The sequence below is a fragment of the Mesorhizobium huakuii genome (genome assembly GCF_030160235.1).
Lineage (GTDB): Bacteria > Pseudomonadota > Alphaproteobacteria > Rhizobiales > Rhizobiaceae > Mesorhizobium > Mesorhizobium huakuii.
The window spans coordinates 1-21,903 of sequence record NZ_BSNY01000022.1 but is presented as its reverse complement, the minus strand read 5'-3'; the positions used below and the strand labels follow the sequence as shown (position 1 = coordinate 21,903).

Annotated in this window: 21 protein-coding genes; 13 read left to right on the top strand and 8 right to left on the bottom strand. The window is 61.4% G+C overall.

The window, feature by feature from the left end; genetic code table 11:
- The first annotated feature begins 148 nt into the window (after positions 1-148).
- Together QQK95_RS12310 and QQK95_RS12305 are read left to right on the top strand one after the other, a co-directional pair.
- A complete protein-coding gene (locus tag QQK95_RS12310) occupies positions 149-379 on the top strand; it encodes a hypothetical protein (RefSeq protein WP_284272623.1) in 231 nt (76 codons plus the stop codon).
- A gap of 84 nt (positions 380-463) precedes the next feature.
- Positions 464-784 (top strand): DUF982 domain-containing protein, encoded by a 321-nt coding sequence (locus QQK95_RS12305; RefSeq protein ID WP_284272632.1) that lies wholly within the window; start codon positions 464-466, stop codon positions 782-784.
- A gap of 476 nt (positions 785-1,260) precedes the next feature.
- Here the strand turns inward: QQK95_RS12305 and QQK95_RS12300 are convergent, their stop codons facing one another.
- Both QQK95_RS12300 and QQK95_RS12295 read right to left on the bottom strand, forming a co-directional pair.
- Positions 1,261-1,683, bottom strand: a complete 423-nt coding sequence (locus tag QQK95_RS12300) for a hypothetical protein (protein WP_284272621.1) — start codon at positions 1,681-1,683, stop codon at positions 1,261-1,263.
- Positions 1,680-2,711 (bottom strand): NADP-dependent oxidoreductase, encoded by a 1,032-nt coding sequence (locus tag QQK95_RS12295; RefSeq protein ID WP_284272619.1) that lies wholly within the window; start codon positions 2,709-2,711, stop codon positions 1,680-1,682. The genes QQK95_RS12300 and QQK95_RS12295 overlap by 4 nt, the downstream gene beginning before the upstream one ends.
- A gap of 91 nt (positions 2,712-2,802) precedes the next feature.
- Here QQK95_RS12295 and QQK95_RS12290 point away from each other — a divergent pair, with 91 nt between their 5' ends.
- The gene (locus tag QQK95_RS12290) at positions 2,803-3,723 is read left to right on the top strand and encodes a LysR family transcriptional regulator (RefSeq protein ID WP_284272617.1); all 921 of its coding nucleotides are present in this window, start codon (positions 2,803-2,805) and stop codon (positions 3,721-3,723) included.
- 436 nt (positions 3,724-4,159) lie between these two features.
- Here the strand turns inward: QQK95_RS12290 and QQK95_RS12285 are convergent, their stop codons facing one another.
- The 5 genes from QQK95_RS12285 to QQK95_RS12265 form a co-directional block, all read right to left on the bottom strand.
- Positions 4,160-4,291, bottom strand: a complete 132-nt coding sequence (locus tag QQK95_RS12285) for a hypothetical protein (RefSeq protein WP_284272615.1) — start codon at positions 4,289-4,291, stop codon at positions 4,160-4,162.
- A 54-nt stretch (positions 4,292-4,345) separates the two neighbouring features.
- Positions 4,346-5,317, bottom strand: coding sequence for an acetylxylan esterase (locus QQK95_RS12280; protein ID WP_284272612.1), 972 nt, complete (start codon positions 5,315-5,317; stop codon positions 4,346-4,348).
- A 218-nt stretch (positions 5,318-5,535) separates the two neighbouring features.
- Entirely contained in the window at positions 5,536-6,633 is a 1,098-nt protein-coding gene (locus QQK95_RS12275; RefSeq protein ID WP_284272610.1) for a polyamine ABC transporter substrate-binding protein, read from the bottom strand.
- Positions 6,634-6,773: 140 nt separating this feature from the next.
- Positions 6,774-9,149 carry an aminotransferase class III-fold pyridoxal phosphate-dependent enzyme gene (locus QQK95_RS12270; protein ID WP_284272608.1) on the bottom strand — a complete coding sequence of 792 codons (2,376 nt, stop codon included), beginning with the start codon at positions 9,147-9,149 and terminating at the stop codon, positions 6,774-6,776.
- Positions 9,150-9,324: 175 nt separating this feature from the next.
- Positions 9,325-10,224, bottom strand: a complete 900-nt coding sequence (locus tag QQK95_RS12265; RefSeq protein ID WP_284272606.1) for a LysR family transcriptional regulator — start codon at positions 10,222-10,224, stop codon at positions 9,325-9,327.
- Positions 10,225-10,477: 253 nt separating this feature from the next.
- Between QQK95_RS12265 and QQK95_RS12260 the strand changes: the two genes are divergently transcribed.
- From QQK95_RS12260 to QQK95_RS12230, 7 genes are all read left to right on the top strand, one after another.
- Positions 10,478-11,140, top strand: a complete 663-nt coding sequence (locus QQK95_RS12260; protein ID WP_284272604.1) for a GntR family transcriptional regulator — start codon at positions 10,478-10,480, stop codon at positions 11,138-11,140.
- Positions 11,141-11,231: 91 nt separating this feature from the next.
- Positions 11,232-12,083, top strand: a complete 852-nt coding sequence (locus QQK95_RS12255) for a transporter substrate-binding domain-containing protein (RefSeq protein ID WP_284272630.1) — start codon at positions 11,232-11,234, stop codon at positions 12,081-12,083.
- 74 nt (positions 12,084-12,157) lie between these two features.
- Positions 12,158-12,871, top strand: coding sequence for an ABC transporter permease (locus tag QQK95_RS12250; protein WP_284272627.1), 714 nt, complete (start codon positions 12,158-12,160; stop codon positions 12,869-12,871).
- Positions 12,868-13,560 (top strand): ABC transporter permease, encoded by a 693-nt coding sequence (locus tag QQK95_RS12245; protein WP_284272602.1) that lies wholly within the window; start codon positions 12,868-12,870, stop codon positions 13,558-13,560. The genes QQK95_RS12250 and QQK95_RS12245 overlap by 4 nt, the downstream gene beginning before the upstream one ends.
- A gap of 133 nt (positions 13,561-13,693) precedes the next feature.
- Complete coding sequence (gene ggt, locus QQK95_RS12240) at positions 13,694-15,280, top strand: gamma-glutamyltransferase (protein WP_284272601.1); 1,587 nt, start codon at positions 13,694-13,696, stop codon at positions 15,278-15,280.
- Positions 15,281-15,346: 66 nt separating this feature from the next.
- On the top strand, positions 15,347-16,867 hold the full coding sequence (locus tag QQK95_RS12235; RefSeq protein WP_284272599.1) for an acyl--CoA ligase: 1,521 nt from the start codon (positions 15,347-15,349) through the stop codon (positions 16,865-16,867).
- Positions 16,868-16,869: 2 nt separating this feature from the next.
- A complete protein-coding gene (locus QQK95_RS12230; protein ID WP_284272597.1) occupies positions 16,870-17,850 on the top strand; it encodes a 2-dehydropantoate 2-reductase in 981 nt (326 codons plus the stop codon).
- A 134-nt stretch (positions 17,851-17,984) separates the two neighbouring features.
- On the opposite strand, the gene QQK95_RS12225 is transcribed toward QQK95_RS12230, so the two are convergent.
- The gene (locus tag QQK95_RS12225; protein WP_010914474.1) at positions 17,985-18,884 is read right to left on the bottom strand and encodes a LysR family transcriptional regulator; all 900 of its coding nucleotides are present in this window, start codon (positions 18,882-18,884) and stop codon (positions 17,985-17,987) included.
- A 114-nt stretch (positions 18,885-18,998) separates the two neighbouring features.
- Between QQK95_RS12225 and QQK95_RS12220 the strand changes: the two genes are divergently transcribed.
- From QQK95_RS12220 to QQK95_RS12210, 3 genes are all read left to right on the top strand, one after another.
- Positions 18,999-20,081 (top strand): 4-oxalomesaconate tautomerase, encoded by a 1,083-nt coding sequence (locus QQK95_RS12220; protein WP_284272594.1) that lies wholly within the window; start codon positions 18,999-19,001, stop codon positions 20,079-20,081.
- A 46-nt stretch (positions 20,082-20,127) separates the two neighbouring features.
- The gene (locus QQK95_RS12215) at positions 20,128-21,129 is read left to right on the top strand and encodes an ABC transporter substrate-binding protein (protein ID WP_284272625.1); all 1,002 of its coding nucleotides are present in this window, start codon (positions 20,128-20,130) and stop codon (positions 21,127-21,129) included.
- Positions 21,130-21,141: 12 nt separating this feature from the next.
- Positions 21,142-21,903 (top strand): ABC transporter ATP-binding protein (locus QQK95_RS12210; protein ID WP_284272592.1); only part of this gene is annotated, 762 nt, incomplete at its 3' end.

Below are 21,903 nucleotides of genomic sequence, written 5' to 3'. Positions count from 1 at the left end.
CTGCTGGTAACGACGGAAGCGATGGTTGCCGAGAAGCCGAAGAAGGAACCCGCCGTTCAGCCAATGCCGGCTGGTGGCATGGACTTCTGATGGTAACGGCTGTGTCCGCGCCCGGTGGGCGCGGACACCCTGACAAATGGGTAGAGCCATGAATGTGATGAACTTGAACGTAATCCCCTCGCCGTCGCGTGCGGCCACCGATCTGAACTACGAAGCAGACCTGAAGGTTGCGCTTGACCCGATACTGGTCGAGTTGCTCGACAGAGCAGAGGCCGCGGGTTGGGACCGGCGCAAAGCGGCATACACGGTGATGTTTCTGGCTGCGCGGAATCTTACCGACAGCAAAGACCCTCCTGGAAACGGGAGTTCGGCAGGCTAAGGCGCGACGCACGCAATCTATCGCGCACGCGCCGTGGGAACGGCTTCCGATCGACTGAGCCAATCACGTGAAACGGAGGAAAACATGGAACACAATCAATTTCAGCATCCCGTGAGGCTGCTCGTGGGTCTTGGGTTTCCGACCAACATTCAAAGCGTAAAAGACGCCTTTGTCCTGCTGAATGAATGGCCGCCATCGAAGCGAAACCCTGCTCATGGCGTCGCGCTCAATGCCTGTCGGGCAGCCCTCGCCGGCGAGGTGGATGCCGAAACCGCTCGCAGCACTTTCGTTGCCTTCGCCCGCCGCATGGATCTGCTTGCACCGGACGCAGGCGACATCGTCGCGGCCAAGGCAGTCGGCGCTTTCGGAGCCGCTTCGACAGGCCCCTACAACAAGTCGATGTAATCGGTCCGTGGCTATGAGGGATATTCGATTTTCCGAACCAGTGAGACTGCGAGCTACGTTGCAATCAGGTTCCAGAGACGGTCATCCTGCAATTGGCGCCGGCAAGGTGTCATAACCTCGTGGACATAGGCTTCGGCGTCAGCGCACTCGCAACCCTCAATCAAATCCCTAGAATGCTTGAGCGCGGCAGGATAGTCGGCACCGCCTTCAGCCCGGGTTTCCCGCTCGTCCGCCCGCAGCTTGTGTGCCAGCCTGCGCTGAGGCCGATGCGTAGGGCAGGTAATACCCGTCGAGCCGCAAAGCTATCGACGGGGTTTCCAAGCGATTTGTCGGCATCCAAACGGGCCATGAACTCCAGCAGCAGCGGCATAACTTCGATGTGCAATGTTTCCCGGGGGCAGGAAAAACAGCAACCTACCAAAATTCACTCAGCTTAGACTGCTCGCACGTCGATTCGATGCTGTAGCCAACATAAATCAGCTTGTGTGGTCAACGATTGGGTCGTGGAGTGCAGCGAGCCAATGGGCCATCGCACCAAGATCTCCATCGACCCGGATCCGGCCCTGGCGCATAGCCCGGTCGCGAAAAGCTTGATACGCCGGATCGACGGCGTAAAGCAGGTTCAGCTCGCGGGCCGTAGCGGCGCATAGCTCGATCGTCACGTCGCCCCGCTCGTCCTTGTCAACGCCTATTCGGAACGCTGGCACCCCGTTTACAATGTCAAAACGAATGCCTTGAATACGCGCGTCCGGCAGTGTCGCGCCGTCGACATAGCGCTCCACGAGCGACCAATTCAGGTCGGGCGCGAGGCCTGCTCGAACTGTGGCGGCGCACATCAATGTGCCGACCATTTCGAACCATGCCACGGTACCGTGAGAGAATTTCGGCGAGGCGCTCATGCCAGTTGACCTCGTGCCACCGTCAGGACGATCTTGCCACGAATATGACCGGCGGCAGCGCGCTCGTGGGCCTTGCGGGCCTCGGCCAGGGTGAAGATGCTGTCAACTCCAACGCGGATCAGGCCGCTGTCCAGAAGCGGCACAATCTCTGCAAGCTGCGCGCCGTTCGAACGGACCTGAGTCGTGGAGACGGTGACGCCTAGCCGCTTGGCTTCGTCGCTGCCGTCGAAGCCAAGCGGGAAGATGGGGTAAAGCGCGCCGCCCCGTTTCAGCGTTGGCAGGAAGCGGGCCGCCGCCGGGCCGCCGACCGCATCGACGACGAGGTCCACGTCGCCCACCACTTCCTCGGGCTTGATCTTCACGTAGTCGATGAAATGATCGGCGCCGAGGTAGCGGAGGAACGTCTCGTGGCCACCGGACGCCACAGCGATCACTCGCGCTTCGCGCCATTTCGCTAGCTGAACCACAAGATGGCCGACTCCCCCTGCCGCGCCGTTGACCAGCACCGTCTTTCCCGCGAGCGGGACCGGCTCGTGCTGGTGCGGCTGGAGCGGATTGGGCTCGTTGTGCCCGAGGTCGATCAGAAACTGCCATGCGGTGAGCACCGACATCGGCGCGCCCGCCGCGTGAACATGGTCGATGCCGGAGGGTTTCAGAGCAAGTTCCGTCGCCGGCACTGCGACGTATTCCGCATAGGCGCTGCTCTCACCAGCCAGCCCGGCGGGGAAGCGCACCATCGCATAGACTTCGTCGCCGGCCGCGAAGCCCCGCACGTCGTCGGCGACCGCGTCGACGACACCTGAGACATCGGTGCCTGGCACGATCGGGAACGAAACCTTGGGCTGCCATTCAGGCGGGAGCATCTTATAGCCCTCGCGCAGGTACCAGTCGGGCGGGTTGAGGCCGACGGCATGAACGCGGACGAGCACCTCTCCGGATTTGAGCGCCGGTTTTGGAGCATCCTCGTAGATCAGTTGTTCAGGGCCACCGAACGCGTGCAGGCGAACCGCTTTCATTATTTTGGTCATGGGAACTCTCCACCGAATGCAATCACAGGACGTCGACATAAAGGCTCGACTCCAAGTTGATAATTGCGGTCCGATTTGATTTAATTGTTCCATGAAGGAACAAGTTGCGCTGGATCGGCTGACGGGTTTGATTGCTTTCGCCCGGGCCGGATCGTCAGGGAGCTTCACCGCGGCTGCCCGCTCGCTTGGAATTTCCCCGTCCGCTGTCAGCAAGAGTGTCCAGCGCCTCGAACAGCAACTGGGCGTTTCCTTGTTTACCCGGACTACCCGGTCCCTCACGCTGACGCCCGAGGGCCGGGAGCTGCATGAGCGGGCTGTAAGGCTGCTGCGTGACGCGGAGGAGATCGAACAGGTCGCTAAAGCCGTTCGCGCTGAGCCGACCGGCACCTTGCGGATTGCAGTGTCGCTGCCGATCGGGCTCCATCTGGTCGCGCCCGCCTTGCCCGCCTTCCGCAAGCTTCACCCAAAGGTGAGCATCGACCTTCGAATTGACGACCGGCTGGTCGACATCGTCGAACAGGGCATTGATATCGCGGTTCGCATCGGAGAACTCGCGGACTCTCGTTTGTTGTCCCGCCGGCTTTCCCCGTTACGGCTTTGCGCGTACGCCGCGCCAGCCTATCTGGCGGCGCGGGGCACGCCGACGCATCCGGACGAATTGGCAGCACATGACACGGTCAATCTCAGGTATCAGAGCAGCGGCCAGGCCTTCCGCTGGCCCTTTCGGATGGGCGAGCGCGAAATCGAGATTGTGCCAACGTCAAGCATCATCGTCGACGCCAGCGAAGCGGTGATGGCGACCCTGGTCGCCGGCGGCGGTATCGGCATCAGCGCAACTTTCGTCGCCGCCCCTTACGTCGCGCGGGGTGAACTGGCCTTAGTACTCGGCGACTTTGCGGTTGAGCGCGACAACATCACCGCGCTGTGGCCGTCGAGTCGGCGAACCAATCCGGCCGTGCGGGCCTTCCTCGAGCATCTGCGCGAGACTGCAGGGCTCAGTCTTGCGGTGTAGCCGGCAATCACGCCATGTGGGCGAGCTCATCCAAATCGCCGGCGAAATGCTGGGCGATGGCAGCCCGATCACCGGCCGGGACGCGAGGGCAACGCGTTCACACAGCGCTTCCGGCAGCGCTGTGGCGTGGCAGGAAGATCACGGGTGCCATCAACGAGACGGAGAAAATCGACAAACGGGCCCAAACCATTTCACCCCAAAAGCAATTCCGGGCTTGGGGATATAGCGGCATCTCGGATTTCGGGAGTATCGACCAGAAATCGGAGTTGGAGCAGCTCCATCCGACTACAAACTCACGTCACCATTAGTTCACGCGTCGGTAGAGCCGCTTGCGCATCGATTCGGATGCCTTACTCGGTCGGGGTGATGCCGGTGTGCCGGCGAAACACCCGGCCGAAATGCCCGGCATTGCCGCAGCGCGGCGATAGGCGATCTATTACATGTGGTCACGCGGGATGCGGGAATTGCGCTCGCGCTCAAACACCTTGCGGCCGTCATCCAGTGCTTCGATCCGTTGCGACACCACCCATTCGGTCGCCGTGCAGGAGAGATCGTCAACGCCGCTCAATAGAAATGGCCGGCGCGAGCCTGCGATCCCGCGAAACGTGCTGGGCAGCCAACATCAGCCGACACCGAACAACCTGCTGAGCCACGTCATCTGTTGGCGCTCTTGATAGCCCTGCCCGCCCTCGTGGTTGTTGAATTCATACTCTGTGATGGTCTTTTCGCCTGCATAGGCATTGAATGCGCCATACACGGTAGAGGGCGGGCAGACTTCGTCCATCAGGGCCACCGAAAACAGCGCCGGCGCCTTGGACCGCCGGGCGAAGTTGACGCAGTCGAAATAGTTGAGCGTTTCAAAGACTGCCGCCTTCTTTTCGCGATGCTGGGCCAGAAAACGAACGATTTCCAAATAGGGATCGCGCACGGCAGTCTGCACAGCGCGCGGAAAGTCGCACAGAAATGGCACGTCGGGCATTACGGCCTTGACGCGCGGGTCGATGCCGCCAACGGCGAGCGAAATACCGCCGCCCTGACTGTCACCGCAAACCGCGATGCGTTCGGGATCGACGAAGTCCAGTCCGAGCAGAGCATCTATCGCCCTCACGGCATCGGTGAACAGGCGCTGGTAATAGTAGTCATTCTTGTCCAGCACGCCACGCGTCATAAAGCCGGGAATTGACGAGGTCGAGCCGACGGGATCGGCGGTCTCACCGACGCTCCAGTCGCTTCCCTGCCCGCGTGTATCCATTCGGAAATAGGCAAAGCCTGACGCCGCCCAATGCAGTTGCTCATGCGCCAAGCCGCGGCCGCCGCCATAGCCGATGTACTGCACGACGAGAGGGAGCCGTCCCTCGTGATGCGTCGGCAAGATCAGCCATCCTTTGATTGGATGACCACCGTATCCCGGAAAGGTGACATCGAAGGACTGGACCGCCGTCAGGGTCGTCTGCGCCTGCACGATGCTGACCTCACCGCCGGCCTGGCGGGCGTCGGCGATGGTCGACGTCCAGAATTGGACAAAGTCGTCCGGCATGCCGACACTGCTGACATAAGCGCCCAGTTCGGGCTGGACTAGATCCGGGAACGGCATTGTTCCTCCCTATTTTAATTCGAAGCAAAGTCGGCGATCTGATATGGACGGCTCCGCATTCGGATCCGCCCGCGGGTGTGAATCTGCGCGTTACCGCCCAAGAGATTCCGGCATGTCCCCGCCATTCTTCTGCGCATGCCTATCAGTGTGGCGACAGACCCGCACCTCGCGGGCGCCGCTGGAAAAATGGGGCGGCGACCGCCCCATCCACATCCCGTTTAGCTGCCCGTCTTGATCTGCGTCCAGAGGCGGGTGAGGACGCGCTGCTCCTTGGATCCGTACGGAGAAATCGTGAAGAGCTTCTTCAGCGTTTCCTGCGGCGGATAAACCGACGGGTTCTTCAACACCGCTTCGTCGATGAACTTCTGCGAGGCGAGATTGCCGTTGGCCGTCTGGACATAGTTGGTTGACTTGGCAATTACTTCCGGCCGCATCAGGTAGTTGATGAAGGCGTGCGCCTCATCGACATGCTTGGCATCGGCGGGGATCGCCAGGTTATCGAACCACATATAGGTGCCTTCCCTGGGGATCAGGTATTCGACGTTGACCCCGTTCTTGGCTTCCTTGGCGCGGTTCTTGGCCTGCAGCACGTCGCCCGACCAGCCGATGCTGATGCATTTATCGCCATTCGCCAGATCGTTGATGTAGGAAGAAGAGTTGAAGGTGCGGACGTAGGATCGGATTTGCGTGTAGATGTCACCGCCGGCTTCGAGGTCCTCTTTCTTCTTGCTGTCGCCGTCCTTGCCGAGATAGTTCATGGCAACGGCCACGGTCTCCTCCGGAGCATCGACGATATTGATGCCGCAGTCCTTTAGTTTGGCCGCATTCTCCGGCTTGAAGAGCACGTCCCAGCTGTCGATCGGCACGTCGCCGAGCGCAGCCTTCACCTTGTCGACATTGTAGCCGATGCCGGTGGTGCCCCACATGTAGTTGACGGCATATTCGTTGCCCGGATCATACTTTGCCAGGCGAGCCATCACGTCGGGCCACATGTTCTTGAGATTCGGCAGCTTGGACTTGTCGAGCTTCTGGAACACGCCGGCCTGAATTTGCCTGGCCAGGAACGGTCCGGTGGTAACCACCACGTCATAGCCGGAGCCCCCGGCAAGCAGCTTGGTTTCAAGAATTTCGTTCGAATCGAACGTATCGTAGACGACCTTGATGCCGGTCTCCTTGGTGAAATCATCAAGGATGGAACTGTCGATATAATCAGACCAGTTGTAGACGTTGACGACCTTGTCCTGCGCCAACGAGACGCCTGCGGAAAACAGGACGGCCGTCATCGTGACAGCCAGTCCGAGTAGCTCCTTCTTCATGAAGATTCTCCTGTTGTGGCGCCCGCCATTCTGGTGGCAGGCCGTTGCTCCATTCTCGAAGGCAAGGAGAGTGGCGTTGCCCTCCCCTCCCGATTGTCTGCGAGACTGTCACCCATTCTCCAGCAAAGGCATTGGCGGCCTCATCGGTGCTTTTTCAAGCTGTCATCGAAAGCGTTGACGAAGATGTCGACTTCGTCGCGCGACCAAATCAGCGGGGGGCGTAACTTGAGCGTGTTGGGCGTGCCTTTCCCGATGAGGATGTTGCGGGCAAGCATGTCGTCTATGAGTCGCTCGGTCAGTGTGATGGCCGGCTCCTTGGTCAGGCGATCCGTCACCAATTCCACGCCAGTCATCATTCCAAGCCCGCGTACGTCGCCGATCACGGGGTGCTGTTCGGCCAGGCGCCCAAGCTCCTGGCGCAGATACTCCCCGATGGCGGCGCCCCGCTTGATCAGGTCCTCTCGCTCAAGGACGTCCAGCACAGCCATGCCGGCCGCGCACGCGACGGTATTGCCGCCGAATGTGCTGAACAACAGCGGGTAGGTGCCATTGAGGAACCGCTTCATCAATTCCGAGCTGAGAATGACGACGCCAAGGGGGTGGCCGTTTCCAACCGGCTTGCCCATTGTTATGAAATCGATGTTTTCGTCCTTGAGCCCGTTTGCCCGAAAACCCCAAAAAGTTCCCATGCGGCCACAACCAGCCTGCACCTCGTCCGCGATGACGAATCCGCCCGTCGCCCGGACCTTTTCCGCGACAAGATTGAAGTAGTTTTCAGGCGCCCGCAGCACTCCGCTCGAACACAGGGCGGTGTCGACCATGAATGCTGCCGGCCTGTGGCCTCTTTCGCGCAAGGCGGCTATCGCCCTATCGGCGTCGGCGGCATATTTCGCTGCCGCTTGGGGGTCGCGGGAAAAAGGGCCCCTATACATATCCGGGGCCGTCAGCGTCTCAATGCGTTTGGGGTGCTCTTCAGCGGGAAGATGACGCCAGCTTTCATTGGACAGGGCCGTCGTCAGCTCCGTGCATCCATGGTAAGCTTGGTCAATTATCAGACCCCCGTCCTGCCTGCTGAGTGACATGGCTATCTGCATCGCCAGGTCGTTGGCTTCGCTGCCCGAATTGACGAAGATGCACGTATCGAGGTGATCAGGCAGGTCGGCGGTCAGGCGCGCCGCGTACTCGACAGCCACGTCGCACATATACCGGGTATTGGTGTTCAGCGCGCTGGCCTGGCGGTAGATCGCTTTCGCCACGTGCGGATGACAATGACCGATCTGGGGGACGTTGTTGTAGACATCCAGATAGGCAGTGCCATCGGCGGCATACATCCAGGCTCCGCGGGCGCGGGTGATGTGCAATGGCTTGGCGTAGAAATGCCATATCGGTCCTAGGTGAGCTTCGCGCTCGTGCCTGAGCACGTCATAGTCATCTGTGAGATGCTCGCCATCCTTGCTCATGGCGCCGTACACCGGAAACCGGCATGCCTGGCGAAGCCGGCGCACCGCCTCCGCGCGCCCTTGCCGGCTCAGCAACTCCATCATTCGAGGATATTGGCCGGCGTTTTCGATGTGGGGGATGCCGGATTCACTGGTGGCCTCCCTCGCCTCGACAATCACGGTAGCCATGGCGAGGCGCAGAAGCAGCGCATCGAAAAGGAGATCGACCTCGTTTTCTTCGAGCGGGTACGCCGAATCGAAACCTGATGTCACGTCGCAAAGGTAGGCGATCGGATCGTCATCGAAGTCCGAGAATGTCTCGGAAGCGGTCACGATGTCCGCGACAATGGAATTGTGGCCCATATCGCCAAAATCGATGATGCCCACCGGCGATGTGCTGTCGTTGGGATCGACCAGGACATTGCCGCCATGCGAATCCTGATGCACGACTTGACGACGCGTCTTCGACAATTGCGGAAGGGTATAGCGCTCGGCGCGCTCGAAGATTTCCTCGCACAATTGCCGAAGCCTGAGGTCGGAGACTTTTGCTGTCTGCGGGCGCAAGGCCAGGGCACGTGAAATGTCCCAGAGGTGCACATTGCTGCCGGCGTACGGATGAAAAAAATCGCGCAGCGCATAGGCCAGCCGTCCTACCATCACACCGATGTTGAACCGAGTGGCGGCGGAAAAGGCTTCCTCAACCTGCTCCATGACCTTCCCCGGAAGGAAGGTAAGCACACGCACCATGTGCCGGCAGCCGCGCTCGTCCTCGATCCATTCATATGGCGCGCCGGCGAGGGAAGGAACGACGCGAGGCACCGGCAGAGACGGATCGCGCTCGAAGATATGGTTCAGGGCTTTGACCTGCATATCCACGACGCCTTCGGCTTCGCCTATGTTCGATATCTTGACGACGACCTCGCGGCCATCGGTGCCGTCGATCCGCCACGACAGATCGCGCTCGGAAGCCAGTTGTCTGTACGTCCCGTCGATCCCGTACCGGGTGGCCACGAGGCGCCTGACCGCTTCCGGCGAAAAAACAGGAAGGTTGCGAAACAGCAGAGCGTCCGTGCTCATTCCATACCCCTGAAGCCAAGATCAGAACGCTAGACGCGGCGCGCCAGGTCGCTGCTGCGCATGTGACAGGGAAGTCCGCAGTTGGCATTTTTGCCCTGCGCATCGCCAGCCTACGAGAGGCTAGACCTCTTCCGACGTGGCAAGAATATCATTCAGAGAACCGATACATTGGATTTTACAAATGTATCCGGTGCGCCCTGATGATCGCGTCGCGGACATAGGCGACGTTGGCCGCCTGCTCGCCTGTTCGCATGGCGACCTCGATGTCGGCGGAATAGGCCTCGTCGGCTATGGGAAGTCGGCGAAGACGCCCCTGCTGTTCGAACACGCGGGCAAAATGTATCGGCAGGACCCCGAGGTAGGCGCCCGACAGGACCATCAGAAGCTGCGCCTCGATATCAAAGGCCACCCGGTTCGCGGCGGCGGTGTCGAAGCGATGACGCCGAATCCCATACCAATAGCCTCTCTCTACCCATGGATGGCCGTAGCATTCCGCACTTGTAATCGTCTCGTCGTTTCGGCCAAACAAGGGATGCGTCGAAGCGCAAAATACCGCGTGCTCTTCGTGGTAGAGGACCTGGTATTGCACGCTTGCGACTTTGATGTCGGAGCCACCTATCCCAATGTCTATTTCGTTTTCCGCCACGGCCTTCGTTATGTCGTTGGGGCGCATGATCTTGAGATCGAGCTCGATTTCCGGCGCAGCTTTGGAAAGCTCGGCAATTGCGTCGGCCAGTCGGAAATTTGGGTCGGTCGCGAGGCAGTCGACAATGCCGACGCCGACCTTTCCCGCCAAAGCGCTTCTGACACGCGAAAGCCGGGCCGAACCGGCGTCCAGCATCCCGGTGATTTCCATACTTATTTCGTAAACCCGCCGCCCTTCCTCCGTCAGCGAAAACCCGCGACGCCCCCGTTCGCACAACTTCACGCCGAGCCGCTGTTCAAGCGCCGTCAGATGGTTGGAGATCGTAGGTTGGCTAAGCGACAGTTCCATCTGAGCTGCGGATATGCCGCCGTTGCGGACCACGCTTTCAAAGACACAAAACAGATGGAGATCGGAGCCCGATATCTTCATGAAGGCAGATTGCACCAAACGAGTGGGAAGGCAATTCGGCAGACATGCTCTGGCTACCCGTATTGATGACGGCCTTGATTCCGGAAGCCGGAAGCGACCGATCGAGACGTCGCCCGGGTTCTTGCAGTTCCTTCCTCACGTCCGAACCAGCCCATCGGATCTCCAGGTCGCCGCGGTGCGTCACGGGGTATTGACGATGCATCAAAATGCGGCTTTGATGATACGTGGATACAAAAATACTTTTTGAGGTCCCATGCCGGCGAACTTTCCAGAGATGTCCGCCACTGCGGAGGTAGAGGCGTACAATCACGTTCAAAGAGCCCTTCGCCTCGGCCGCTACAAACCGGGCGACAGGCTCATTCCCGAGGAGATTGCCGCCGAGATCGGCATGAGCCGCATGCCGGTGAGGGAAGCCTTTCGGCGCCTGGCCTCCGACGGGCTGGTGGTCCTTCGTCCTAATCGGGGATGCGTGGTCGCGGGCCTCACTGTCGATGAGCTTTTCGAGATTTTCGAGATTCGCTCGGTTCTGGAGGGGCTAGCTGTCAGGCTGGCGATGCCCCGGATCGATGAGGAGGAGTTCGAGGAACTCGACCGCCTGCTCGAACGCATGGAGCGTGCGGGCCAGAGCGGCGGCGGCGACTGGGTCGTCCGCCACCAGGAATTCCATGGCCGCATCTGTGCGTTGAGCCAGAGGCCCAAGCTGATCCACCAGATATCGGCGCTGCATGTGGTCATCGAGCCTTACATGCGCATCTGGTTCGACGATTGTAACAAACCGCTTTCCGCGCGCGAGGAGCATGCCGCCGTAATCGCTGCCTTGCGCTCGGGCGACGCACATCACGCGGAACAGGTGATGCAGGAACATGTTCTCGGCACGGCGCCGCTGCTGGCCGAGTTCGTGAGTCCCAGCCGGTGACGACCGCCGGCCGGGCAGGAATGGCCGCGAACCGGCAATGCGGCCGGGCGCGGGAACAGTTCAATCAGCCTGTCAAAAAAAGGGGAACCAAATGAAATTCAGTCGTTTGGCCGCAGCCGCGGCCGCAGTCGGCATGTTCGGCTTCATGCACTCAGCGTTGGCCGAAGACGCGCCCAAGTCCATAACGATCGCGACGGAGGGCGCCTACGCTCCGTGGAACTTCACCAATGCGGACGGCAAGCTCGACGGCCTGGAGATCGAGCTCGCCAACAATCTTTGCGAACGGATGAAGGTCAAATGCACCATCATCGCTCAGGACTGGGATGGTCTTATTCCGTCGCTGAAGGTCGGCAAGTTCGATGTGATCATGGCCGGCATGTTCATCACACCGAAGCGGCTCGAAACCATAGATTTCACCCAGCCTTATGCGGTCGATCCGGGTGGATTCGCCGTTGCCAAGGACAGCGAGCTTGGCAAGCTCGGTGTTTCCGCGGAGAAGTTCAATCTGGACGACGAGGCTGCTTCCAAGGCCGCGATCGAGAAATTGAAGCCGCTGCTGAAAGGCAAGGTGGTCGGCGTACAGGCGGCCACGATGATGCTCGATTTCGTCAAGAAATACTTCGGCGACACGGTGGAAATCCGCGAGTACAAGACCACCGAGCAACATGATCTTGACCTCGCCGCCGGCCGCGTCGACGCTCTTTTTGCGCAGCGGACGGCGCTCGCCGCGACACTCTCAAAACCTGAATTCGCCGATTACACCCTTGCCGGACCGGGCTTTGTGGGCGGCCTTTTCGGTCGTGGAACCGGTGCGGGGCTGCGCAAGGAAGACACTAAGCTCAAGGAGATGCTGAATGCGGCAATCGACGGGGCTATAGCCGACGGCACCATCAAGCGTATCTCGGAGAAATGGGTGAAAACCGATGTGACGCCGATGAAGTAGGTGCGAGCGAACCTGCCCGGCGCGGCGGAGCGAGCCGTCCGCGTCGGGCAGCGTGCTGAAAGGCTATGACTTACATGACCAATATTATGCATATTTTGGGTTTTCAGCAGGGCGGCTGGGGAGCAGCTCTGCTCGCCGCATCCAGTGTTACGCTTGCACTGTCCGTTCTCGGCTTTATCCTCGGTGCGGCCCTCGGCGCCACGGCCGCGGCCGGTCGCCTGTCTCCCCGCCGCGTCCCTGCCTGGCTCGCCCATGTCTACGGCACTGTATTTCGCGGTGTGCCAGACTTGCTGACGATCTACCTCCTCTACTATGGCGGCAGCATCGCCCTGACGCAGATCGGCACGTTGTTTGGCAGCGATGGCTTCGTCGGGCTGCCGACGTTTGCAACCGGTGTCCTGGCGATCGGCATCATATCGGGCGCTTATCAGGGAGAAGTTTATCGCGGCGCCTACCAGGCCGTGGATCGCGGCCAGTTCGAGGCTTGCAAGGCGCTTGGCCTGTCTCGATATCAATCGTTGCGCCTTGTCATCGTGCCGCAACTGATGCGCCACGCGCTCCCGGGCCTCGGCAATGTCTGGCAGTTGGTGCTGAAGGACTCGGCGCTGATCTCCGTCATTGGCCTCGTCGAACTGATGCGCCAGGCGCAGATCGGAGCGGGTTCGACACGAGAACCTTTCATCTTCTATGTTGCCGCTGCCGCGCTCTACTTCGTCATCGCCGTCGTGACCGCTTCCGTCTTCCGTTTTAGTGAGGCACGGGCCTGGAGAGGCATGGTTCACGCGTGATCGACTTCGCCTTCTTTCTCGAGATCATTCCCGTCCTGCTTGCTGGCCTGCCATTGACACTGCTGCTTACGACAGCCTCGATGGTCATCGGCTTCTTTTTGGCATTGCTGCTGGCGCTCGCCCAACAGGGAAATCGCCGCATCGTGATATGGCCCATCCGTGCCTTCGTTGCAGTCTTTCGCGGCACCCCCCTGCTGGTACAGATCTTCCTCATCTACTATGGTCTCGGCCAGTTTCGCCCGTCGCTCCAGGCGATCGGAATCTGGTGGCTCTTCCGAGAGCCGTACTGGTGCGCCATCGTGGCGCTCAGTCTCAATGAAGCAGCTTATGGAAGCGAAATCCTGCGCGGCGCAATCAAGGCCGTGCCGCGAGGATTGACCGAGGCCGCTACAGCCTCCGGCATGTCGAAGCTGCTCACGCTGCGGCTGATCGTGCTGCCGCTGGCCCTTCGCAATGCGATCCCGAATTACACCAACGAGATCATCCTGATGGTCAAGGGCACGTCGCTTGCATCCATCATTACGCTCATGGAGATCACCGGTATCGCGCAAGGGCTCATTTCGCAGACCTATCGCGCCGTGGAGGTTTTCGTGGCTGCCGGTGCGATCTATCTGGCCCTCAACTTCGCAATCATCTCGGCGCTGAACGCGCTGGAAACTCGGCTGACGCCCTACCGGGTCCGTGCATGAAAAGTGACGGTGTCATGACGAGGAGATCTGGCGGCATGCGCCGCTGTCGAAAAGCCGAAGCGACCCGCTGCCGTGTCGCGTCAAGCGATGGCGGCAACGTCGCATCCATCAGACCAAGGGATTGAAAAACAGAATGCGTGATTTCCAGTTTCCCGGCCGCTCGCCGGTTCGCGCCACGGAAGCGGTCGCCGCGACATCGCACCCGCTGTCGACGCTGGCGGCGATCGAGATGCTGCGCGCCGGCGGCAATGCCATGGACGCCGCCATCTGCGCCGCCGCCGTGCAGGGCGTCGTCGAGCCGCAATCGACCGGCATTGGTGGCGATTGCTTTGTCCTCTACTGCCCGAAGGGACAAGGCAACGTGCTGGCCTTCAACGGCTCGGGCCGAGCGCCGGCGGCAGCGACCGTGGACTGGTATCTGGACAAAGGTTTCAACGAGCTTCCGAAACAGGGGCCGCACGCGGTGACCGTGCCGGGCGCCATCGATGCCTGGTGCAGGCTGCTTCAGGACCATGGCAGCAAGGACCTTGCCGAGGTGCTGGCGCCGGCCATCCACTATGCCGAGAACGGCTATGTCGTGCATGACCGCGTCGCCTTCGACTGGGCGGACCCGGAGATCGACCTTGCCGCCGACGAACATGCCGCGCGCATCTTCCTGCCCGGCGGCCAGGCGCCGAAGGCCGGCGACATCCACCGCCAGCCGGAACTCGCCGCCACCTTGCGGATAATCGCAAAGCATGGCCGCGCCGGTTTCTACGAAGGCGCCGTTGCCGACGACATAGTGCGCCGGCTCAAGGAACTGGGCGGGCTGCATAGCCACGAGGATTTTGCCGCGACCAAGGGCGACTATGTGGCGCCGGTCAGCACCGCCTATGGTGGCTATGACATCCACCAGATGCCACCGAACAATCAGGGGCTGACGGCGCTCCTCATGCTGAACGTGCTGTCGGGCTTCAAGCTCGGCGGGCTCGATCCGAACGGCGCCGAGCGCCTGCACCTGGAGATCGAGGCCGGGCGCCTGGCCTATCAGGACCGCGACCGTTTCGTCGGCGACCAGGATCAGGTTCATGTGCCGATAAAACAGCTTCTGTCCGGCGCCTATGCCGACCGGCTTCGCGCCGAGATCCACCGCGACCGCGCCATGTCGCATCTGCCGCGCCTGGAACTGCCGGGCAGCGACACGGTCTATATCTCGATCGTCGACCGCTACCGCAACGCGGTCTCCTTCATCAACTCGACCTATTATTCCTTCGGCAGCGGCGTGGTCGGCCCGAAGACCGGGGTCGTGCTGCAGAACCGCGGCTCGAGCTTCCGCCTCGACCCGGCGCACCCCAACGCGATCGCGCCCGGCAAGCGGCCGATGCACACGATCATGCCCGGCATGGCGACGAAGAACGGCCGCGTGGTGATGCCGTTCGGCGTCATGGGCGGCGGCTACCAGCCGTTCGGCCATGTCCATCTCCTGACCAACATGATCGACTTCGGCATGGACCCGCAGCAGGCGCTGGATGCGCCGCGTGTGTTCTACAATGATGACACCGTGGAGGCCGAGCGCAGCGTTCCCACTGCTGCGATCGAAGGCTTGCGCAAGCGCGGCCATCGCACCGTCGAGCCGTACCAGCCGCTCGGCGGCGGCCAGGCGGTGCTGATCGACTGGGAGAAAGGCACGCTGACCGGCGCTTCCGATCCGCGCAAGGACGGGATGGCGTTGGGATATTGATGGTCGCCGGCTTCACACTGTGTGTCGCTGCTGGATTTTGACAGATTGGAACGATAGTCGGTGACCATGAGCACGAATTCGAAAGACCTTTCCCGCCGTCTTGCCGCCGGCGCCGACGACGCGCCGGCGATCCTGGCGCCTGACAGGGCGACGCTTACCCATGGTGGATTGCGCCGCCTGATCGCAACCACGGCCGAGCGGCTGCATGCGCTCGGCATCGGCCGGGGCGACCGGGTGGCGATCGTGCTGCCGAACGGACCGGAGATGGCCACCGCCTTCGTCGCGGTGGCAGCCGCCGCGTCGACGGCGCCGCTCAATCCCGCCTATCGCGCCGACGAGCTCGATTTCTACCTCACCGACATCGGCGCCAAGGCAATCCTCGTCGCGGAGAACGAGGCCGGGCCGGCGGTCGCCGTGGCCGAACGGCTCGGCATCGGCGTGCTGCGGCTTGTCGTTTCGCCGGAAATGCCTGCCGGCAGCTTCACCATCGAGGGCGCGGCTCTCGGTCCACAGGCGGCGCCCGACATGGCAGGGGATGACGATATCGCGCTTTTGCTGCACACGTCCGGCACGACGTCGCGTCCAAAACTGGTGCCGCTCAGCCATGCCAATATCGCCGCCTCGGCGGCCCATATTGGCGCCACGCTCGGCCTGAGCGCCGATGACCGCTGCCTCAACATCATGCCGCTGTTCCACATCCATGGGCTGATCGCGGCGGTGCTGTCGTCGCTGGCAGCGGGCGGCAGCATCTACTGCACGCCGGGCTTCAACGCTTTGCGCTTCTTCCAGTGGCTGGGCGACGCCAGGCCGAGCTGGTACACCGCGGTGCCGACCATGCACCAGGCGATCCTGCCGAGGGCGGCGCGCAATGCCGAAGTGCTGGCGGCGGCACGCCTGCGCTTCATCCGCTCGTCCTCGGCGTCGCTGCCGGCGCAAGTGATGGCGGAACTGGAAGCGACCTTCGGCTGCCCGGTCATCGAATCCTACGGGATGACCGAGGCCGCGCACCAGATGGCGTCGAACCGGTTGCCGCCGGGCCAGCGCAAACCGGGCAGCGTCGGGGCTTCCGCCGGCCCCGAAGTGGCGGTGATGGCGCCGGACGGCAGGCTGCTGACAGCCGGCGAGACCGGCGAGATCGTCATTCGCGGACCCAATGTGACCGCAGGCTATGAGAAGAACCCGGATGCCAATGCCGCGGCCTTCGCGCATGGCTGGTTCCACACCGGCGATCAGGGCGTGCTCGACGAGGACGGCTATCTCCGCGTCACCGGCCGGCTGAAGGAGATCATCAACCGCGGCGGCGAAAAGATCTCGCCGCTCGAGGTCGACGACGTGCTGATGGACCATCCGGCGGTGGCGCAGGTCGTCACCTTCGCCATGCCGCATGACAAGCTTGGCGAGGAGGTCGCGGCCGCCGTGGTGCTGCGCGAAGGCATGAGCGCCACCGAGAGCGACATCCGCGCTCACGCCGCGACGCGGCTCGCCGACTTCAAGGTGCCGCGCAAGGTCCTGATCCTCGACGAGATCCCCAAGGGCGCGACGGGCAAGCTGCAGCGCATCGGGCTCGCCGCCAAACTCGGGCTTTGACGATGAAGATCACCATTTTCGGCGCCGGCGCGATCGGCGGCTATCTCGCCGCCAAGCTGGCGATCGCCGGCCGCACCGACCTGTCGATCGTCGCGCGCGGCGCGCATCTGGAAGCGATCAAGGCCAACGGCCTGCGCCTGATCGAGGACGGCGAGGAATCGGTGGCGCCTGTAAGGGCCACCGCCAAGGCCGAGGAACTTGGTGCCCAGGATTATGTGGTGCTGGCGCTGAAAGCCCATTCGCTGACCCCGGCGCTGGACCAGATCGCACCGCTGCTCGGGGAGCATACAGCCGTCGTGACCATGCAGAACGGCGTGCCGTGGTGGTATTTCCATGGCGTGGGCGGGCCGCTCGAAGGCACCAGGTTGAGCACGGTCGATCCCGGCGGCGCGATCTGGCAGCGGATCGGGCCGCAGCGCGTCATCGGCTCGGTCGTCTATCCCGCCGTCGAGGTCGATGCGCCCGGCCTCATCCGCCATGTCGAGGGCAAGCGCTTCTCGCTCGGCGAACCCTCGGGCGAACGCAGCGAAAGGGTCACGCTTCTGGCCGAGGAAATGGTCAAGGCCGGCCTGCAGGCGCCGGTGCGCGAGGATATACGCAGCGAAATCTGGGTGAAGCTGTGGGGCAACCTCTCCTTCAATCCGATCTCGGCGCTGACCGGCTCCACGCTGGCGGCAATCGTCGCCGACGAGGGCACACGCACGCTCGTCCGCACGATGATGCTGGAGGCGCAAGCGATCGGCGAAAGCCTCGGCGTGCGCTTTCCGATCGGGGTCGACCGCCGCATCAAGGGCGCCGGCGATGTCGGCGAGCACAAGACCTCGATGCTGCAGGACCTGGAACGCGGCCGGCCGATGGAAATCGACGCGCTGGTGAGCGCGGTGCAGGAGCTTGGCCGGCTGACGGACAAGCCGACGCCGACCATAGATGCGGTGCTGGCGCTGGTGCGGCGGCTGGCGGTGGAGCGCGGCTGCTATTCCTGAGACGGCAAGCGTTATCTCAGCATAAAGGCAGCGATGAATTCAACGCTCCAGCATCTCCGCTTTAATGACTGGTTTTTCGACAAGCGGCCGGCTACGGCTTCTGGTTCTACGCCTGTCGATTTTCTGACTGCTTTTCAATCACTTGCCCAGACACCTATCAGCATCTTAAGGAATCGCTCCGCTGCAGGCGACAAGGTGCCGCCGCGACGGCGAACCACGCCAATCGTGCGTGATATTTCGGGATCACGGATGGGTCGGGTGATCAGAAAAGGATGGTCTCCTCCCGGCGTTGCCATTCGTGGCAGGACGGAAATCCCAAGGCCTGCCTCCACCAGACCGAGGGAGGTGGACAGATGGGTTACCTCGTAGAACCAACGAAGCTTGATGTTCGATTTTGCCAGTGCCGCGTCGAGCAGCGTTCTGTTGCCGCTTGATCGATGAACCGTGATCAGATGATAGGGCTCTAGGTCCGCCCAGCCGACCGATGGTTTGGCAGCCAGAGGGTGATCCCTCCGCGCTGCAAGCACAAACGGGTCTTCCGCGAGCCGATCAAAAGTCAGGTCCGGATCCGACGTGCCCATGATGTTTATGCCGAACTCCACCTCACCGCGCGCCACGGCTTGAAGACCGTCGGTCGCCGGCAAGTCGAGGATGCGAAAGCGGATGTTCGGATACTCCTCATTGAACTGTCGGATGACGGTCGGCAGGAAGTAGAATGCCGCGGTGGGGAGGCACGCGATCGTTACCAATCCACCTCGGTTGGTTCCAACGTCACGTACGGCAAACAGAGAGCCGTCGAACTCCTCCAGCATGCGTCGCACGAGCGGCACGAGTTCTATACCGAGAGCCGTCGCGGATACGTGCCGGGTTGTCCGTTCCAAAATGGGAGCTCCGATAGCCTGCTCCAATTTTTGAATGCGGCGGCTCAACGCGGGTTGTGACAGATGCAGGGCTTCGGCCGCCCGATGAAAGCTCTCCAGCTCTACGACGCTTAGGAAGGCTCGAAGGTCAAGGATTTCGCAATTAATGCTCATCTTGCATCAATCCCCCGATTCTTAGCATTTCACAAATAAAAGCTTCTTCCGATAATTGGATCAAAGAGCGCCAATTGATACGGCGGTGACATAATTCCGATGCAAGCACAAGCGATGAATGACCTCCTGGCGATCCCTTGCGTTCTGATGAGGGGCGGCACCTCAAAAGGTCCGTTCTTCCTGGCAAACGATCTTCCCGCGGACGCTATAGAGCGGGACAAGATCCTGCTGTCCGTCATGGGCTCGGGTCATCCATTGCAGATAGACGGCATCGGTGGCGGCAATCCGGTCACGAGCAAGGTCGCCATCGTCGGCCCTGCCAGCATTCCAGGCGCCGACGTGGATTATCTGTTTGCGCAGGTGCGGGTCGACCAGCAGATTGTCGACACCTCCCCGAATTGCGGCAACATGCTGGCCGCGGTCGGCCCGTTTGCCATTGAAGCTGGACTTGTGCCGGTTCGTGGAGAAACGACGCTGGTGCGGATCCACAACGTCAACACCAGCAAGCTGATCGAGGCCGAAGTTCCCACTCCAAACGGGAGCGTCTCCTATCTCGGTGAAGCTGCGATTGACGGCGTGCCCGGCCGCGGAGCTCCGATCGCATTGACCTTCATGGATGCAGCCGGTGCCCGTACCGGACAGCTTTTTCCCACCGGCAATCCAGTCGACACGATCGATGGTGTGGCCGTCACCTGCATCGACTGCGCAATGCCGATGATATTGATCGAGGCCGACTCGGTCGGCGCAACGGGTTTCGAATCAGCTGCGGAACTCAATGCTGACAAGAAATTACTGGGACGTCTGGAAAAGCTGCGCATCGCCGCCGGCGAACGGATGGGGCTTGGAGACGTTCGCGATCAGGTAACGCCGAAGCCGGTGCTCATTTCCCGGCCAACGTCTGGAGGCGATATCAGTGTTCGGTATTTCATGCCTCATCAATGTCATCCCTCGCTCGCAACCACGGGTGCCGTGGGTATCGCCACAGCCTGTATCAGCCAGGGTACGGTTGCTTCGCTGCTGATCGGCCTGCGTGCGCCGCCAGTCGTGCTGTCCATCGAGCACCCAAGCGGCCACCTGGACGTCAAGCTGTATGAAAGAGACGGCAAGGTCGTCGCCGGAATCCTCCGCACCGCCCGCCGCCTGTTCGAAGGACATGTGTTCGCAAAACCTGTCACGCAACTGGGTTGCGCGGCATAATAACCGTGGCCGCCGGGAGGGCGCCACCAACAGGAGGAGAATACCCATGCGCAAGCTCATGCTCGCCCTCGCGGCAACCGTCGCGTTTGCCGGTTCCGCATTCGCCGAACCGGTCCGCATCAGCGTCGGCTCTTACAATCTCAACAACCTTCCCTTTCCGGTTGCCCAGGGGCTCGGCCTTTATGAAAAGGAAGGCTTGGAGGTGACCGTCGAAAATTTCGCATCGGGCGGGTCGAAGACACTTCAGGCGCTTGTTGCCGGCTCGACGGACATCGCCGTCGGCTTCTATGACCACACGATCCAGATGCAGGCCCAGAAGAAGGCTGTCGTAGCCTTCGTGATGCTCGCTCGCAATTCCGGTCTCGTGCTGGCAGGCGGCAGCAAGAGCACGTTTGACCCGGCAAAGCCTGAAACGATCAAGGGGGCGAAAATCGGCATTACTTCGCCCGGCTCGTCTTCGGACTTTTTCGTTCGCTACTATTTGCAGCGCCACGGACTGTCGGCGGACGACATTTCGCTGATCGGCGTTGGCTCCGGCTCGGCCGCCGTTGCTGCGCTCGAACAAGGAAAGGTCGACCTGCTCGTCAACTACGATCCGGCGGCGACCTTCATCGAAGCTAAGGGTGTCGGCAAGATCCTGATCGACGGGCGCAGCGACGAGGGCGCCAAAGCGATCTACGGTGGAATCTACCCGACCTCGGTCCTCTATGCCACGCAGAGCTTTATCGAGGCCAATCCGCAGTCCATCCAGAAAGTCACGAATGCGACTGTCAAAGCGCTTGAATGGATGAATAGCCACTCGGCTGAAGAGATCGTCGAAAAGCTGCCCAAGGAGTTTATTTCCGGCGATCGTGACACCTACGTCAAGGCAGTCCAGAACGCGAAGGCGATCTTCTCAAAGGACGGGCGCATCAACGAGGAAGACATCAAGACGCCACTCGCCGTTCTGAAGAGCTTCAACGAAAAAGTCGCCGCGGCTGATATCGATCTTGCGAAAACCTACACGAACGAGTTCGTCGGCAAGGTCTCCAACGTCCCCGCCAACTGACAGGAGGAGGTCATGGCATTGGCCGTAGTAAAAACCGCCTTCCCGGCGGGCAACTCTGATCGAGCAAAGTCGATGGTTTCCCTGGACGCGGTCACCATGGCCTTCGGTGGCTATGTGGCGGTGCAGGATGTGAATCTGAAGGTCTCCGATGGCGAGTTCCTCGCCATCGTTGGCCCAACCGGCTGCGGCAAGAGCACCATACTCAATGCGGTTGCCGGCCTGCTGAAACCAGCGAGTGGCACCGTATCGATCGACGGTCAGCCGGTGCGCGGGATCCAGAACGACATCGGCTATCTCTTCCAGCAGGATGCATTGCTTCCGTGGAAGACAGCGATCGAGAACGTGGAACTCGGTCCCATGTTCAAGGGTGTCGGCGCTGCCGATCGTCGCGAGCAGTCGATGAGGTGGCTGGCGAAAGTGGGGCTCAAGGGCTTCGAGCATCGCTACCCGCATCAGCTTTCCGGCGGACAGCGCAAGCGCGTGCAGATGGCGCAGGCACTGATTACTGGCCCCAAGGTCATCCTGATGGACGAGCCCTTTTCGGCACTCGACATCCACACCCGCCACCTGATGCAGAACGAGCTGTTGCGCCTTTGGCAGGAGGAACGGCGCGCCGTGGTGATGATCACGCACGACCTGGAAGAGGCAATTGCTCTCGGGGATCGGGTCGTGGTGCTTGCCGCCGGACCGCGCTCGCGCGTGATCGACAGCTTCCCCGTGGGACTGTCAGGAATTCCGTGTGCGGGCGGGCTGTTGAACATTATGCAGCCATTG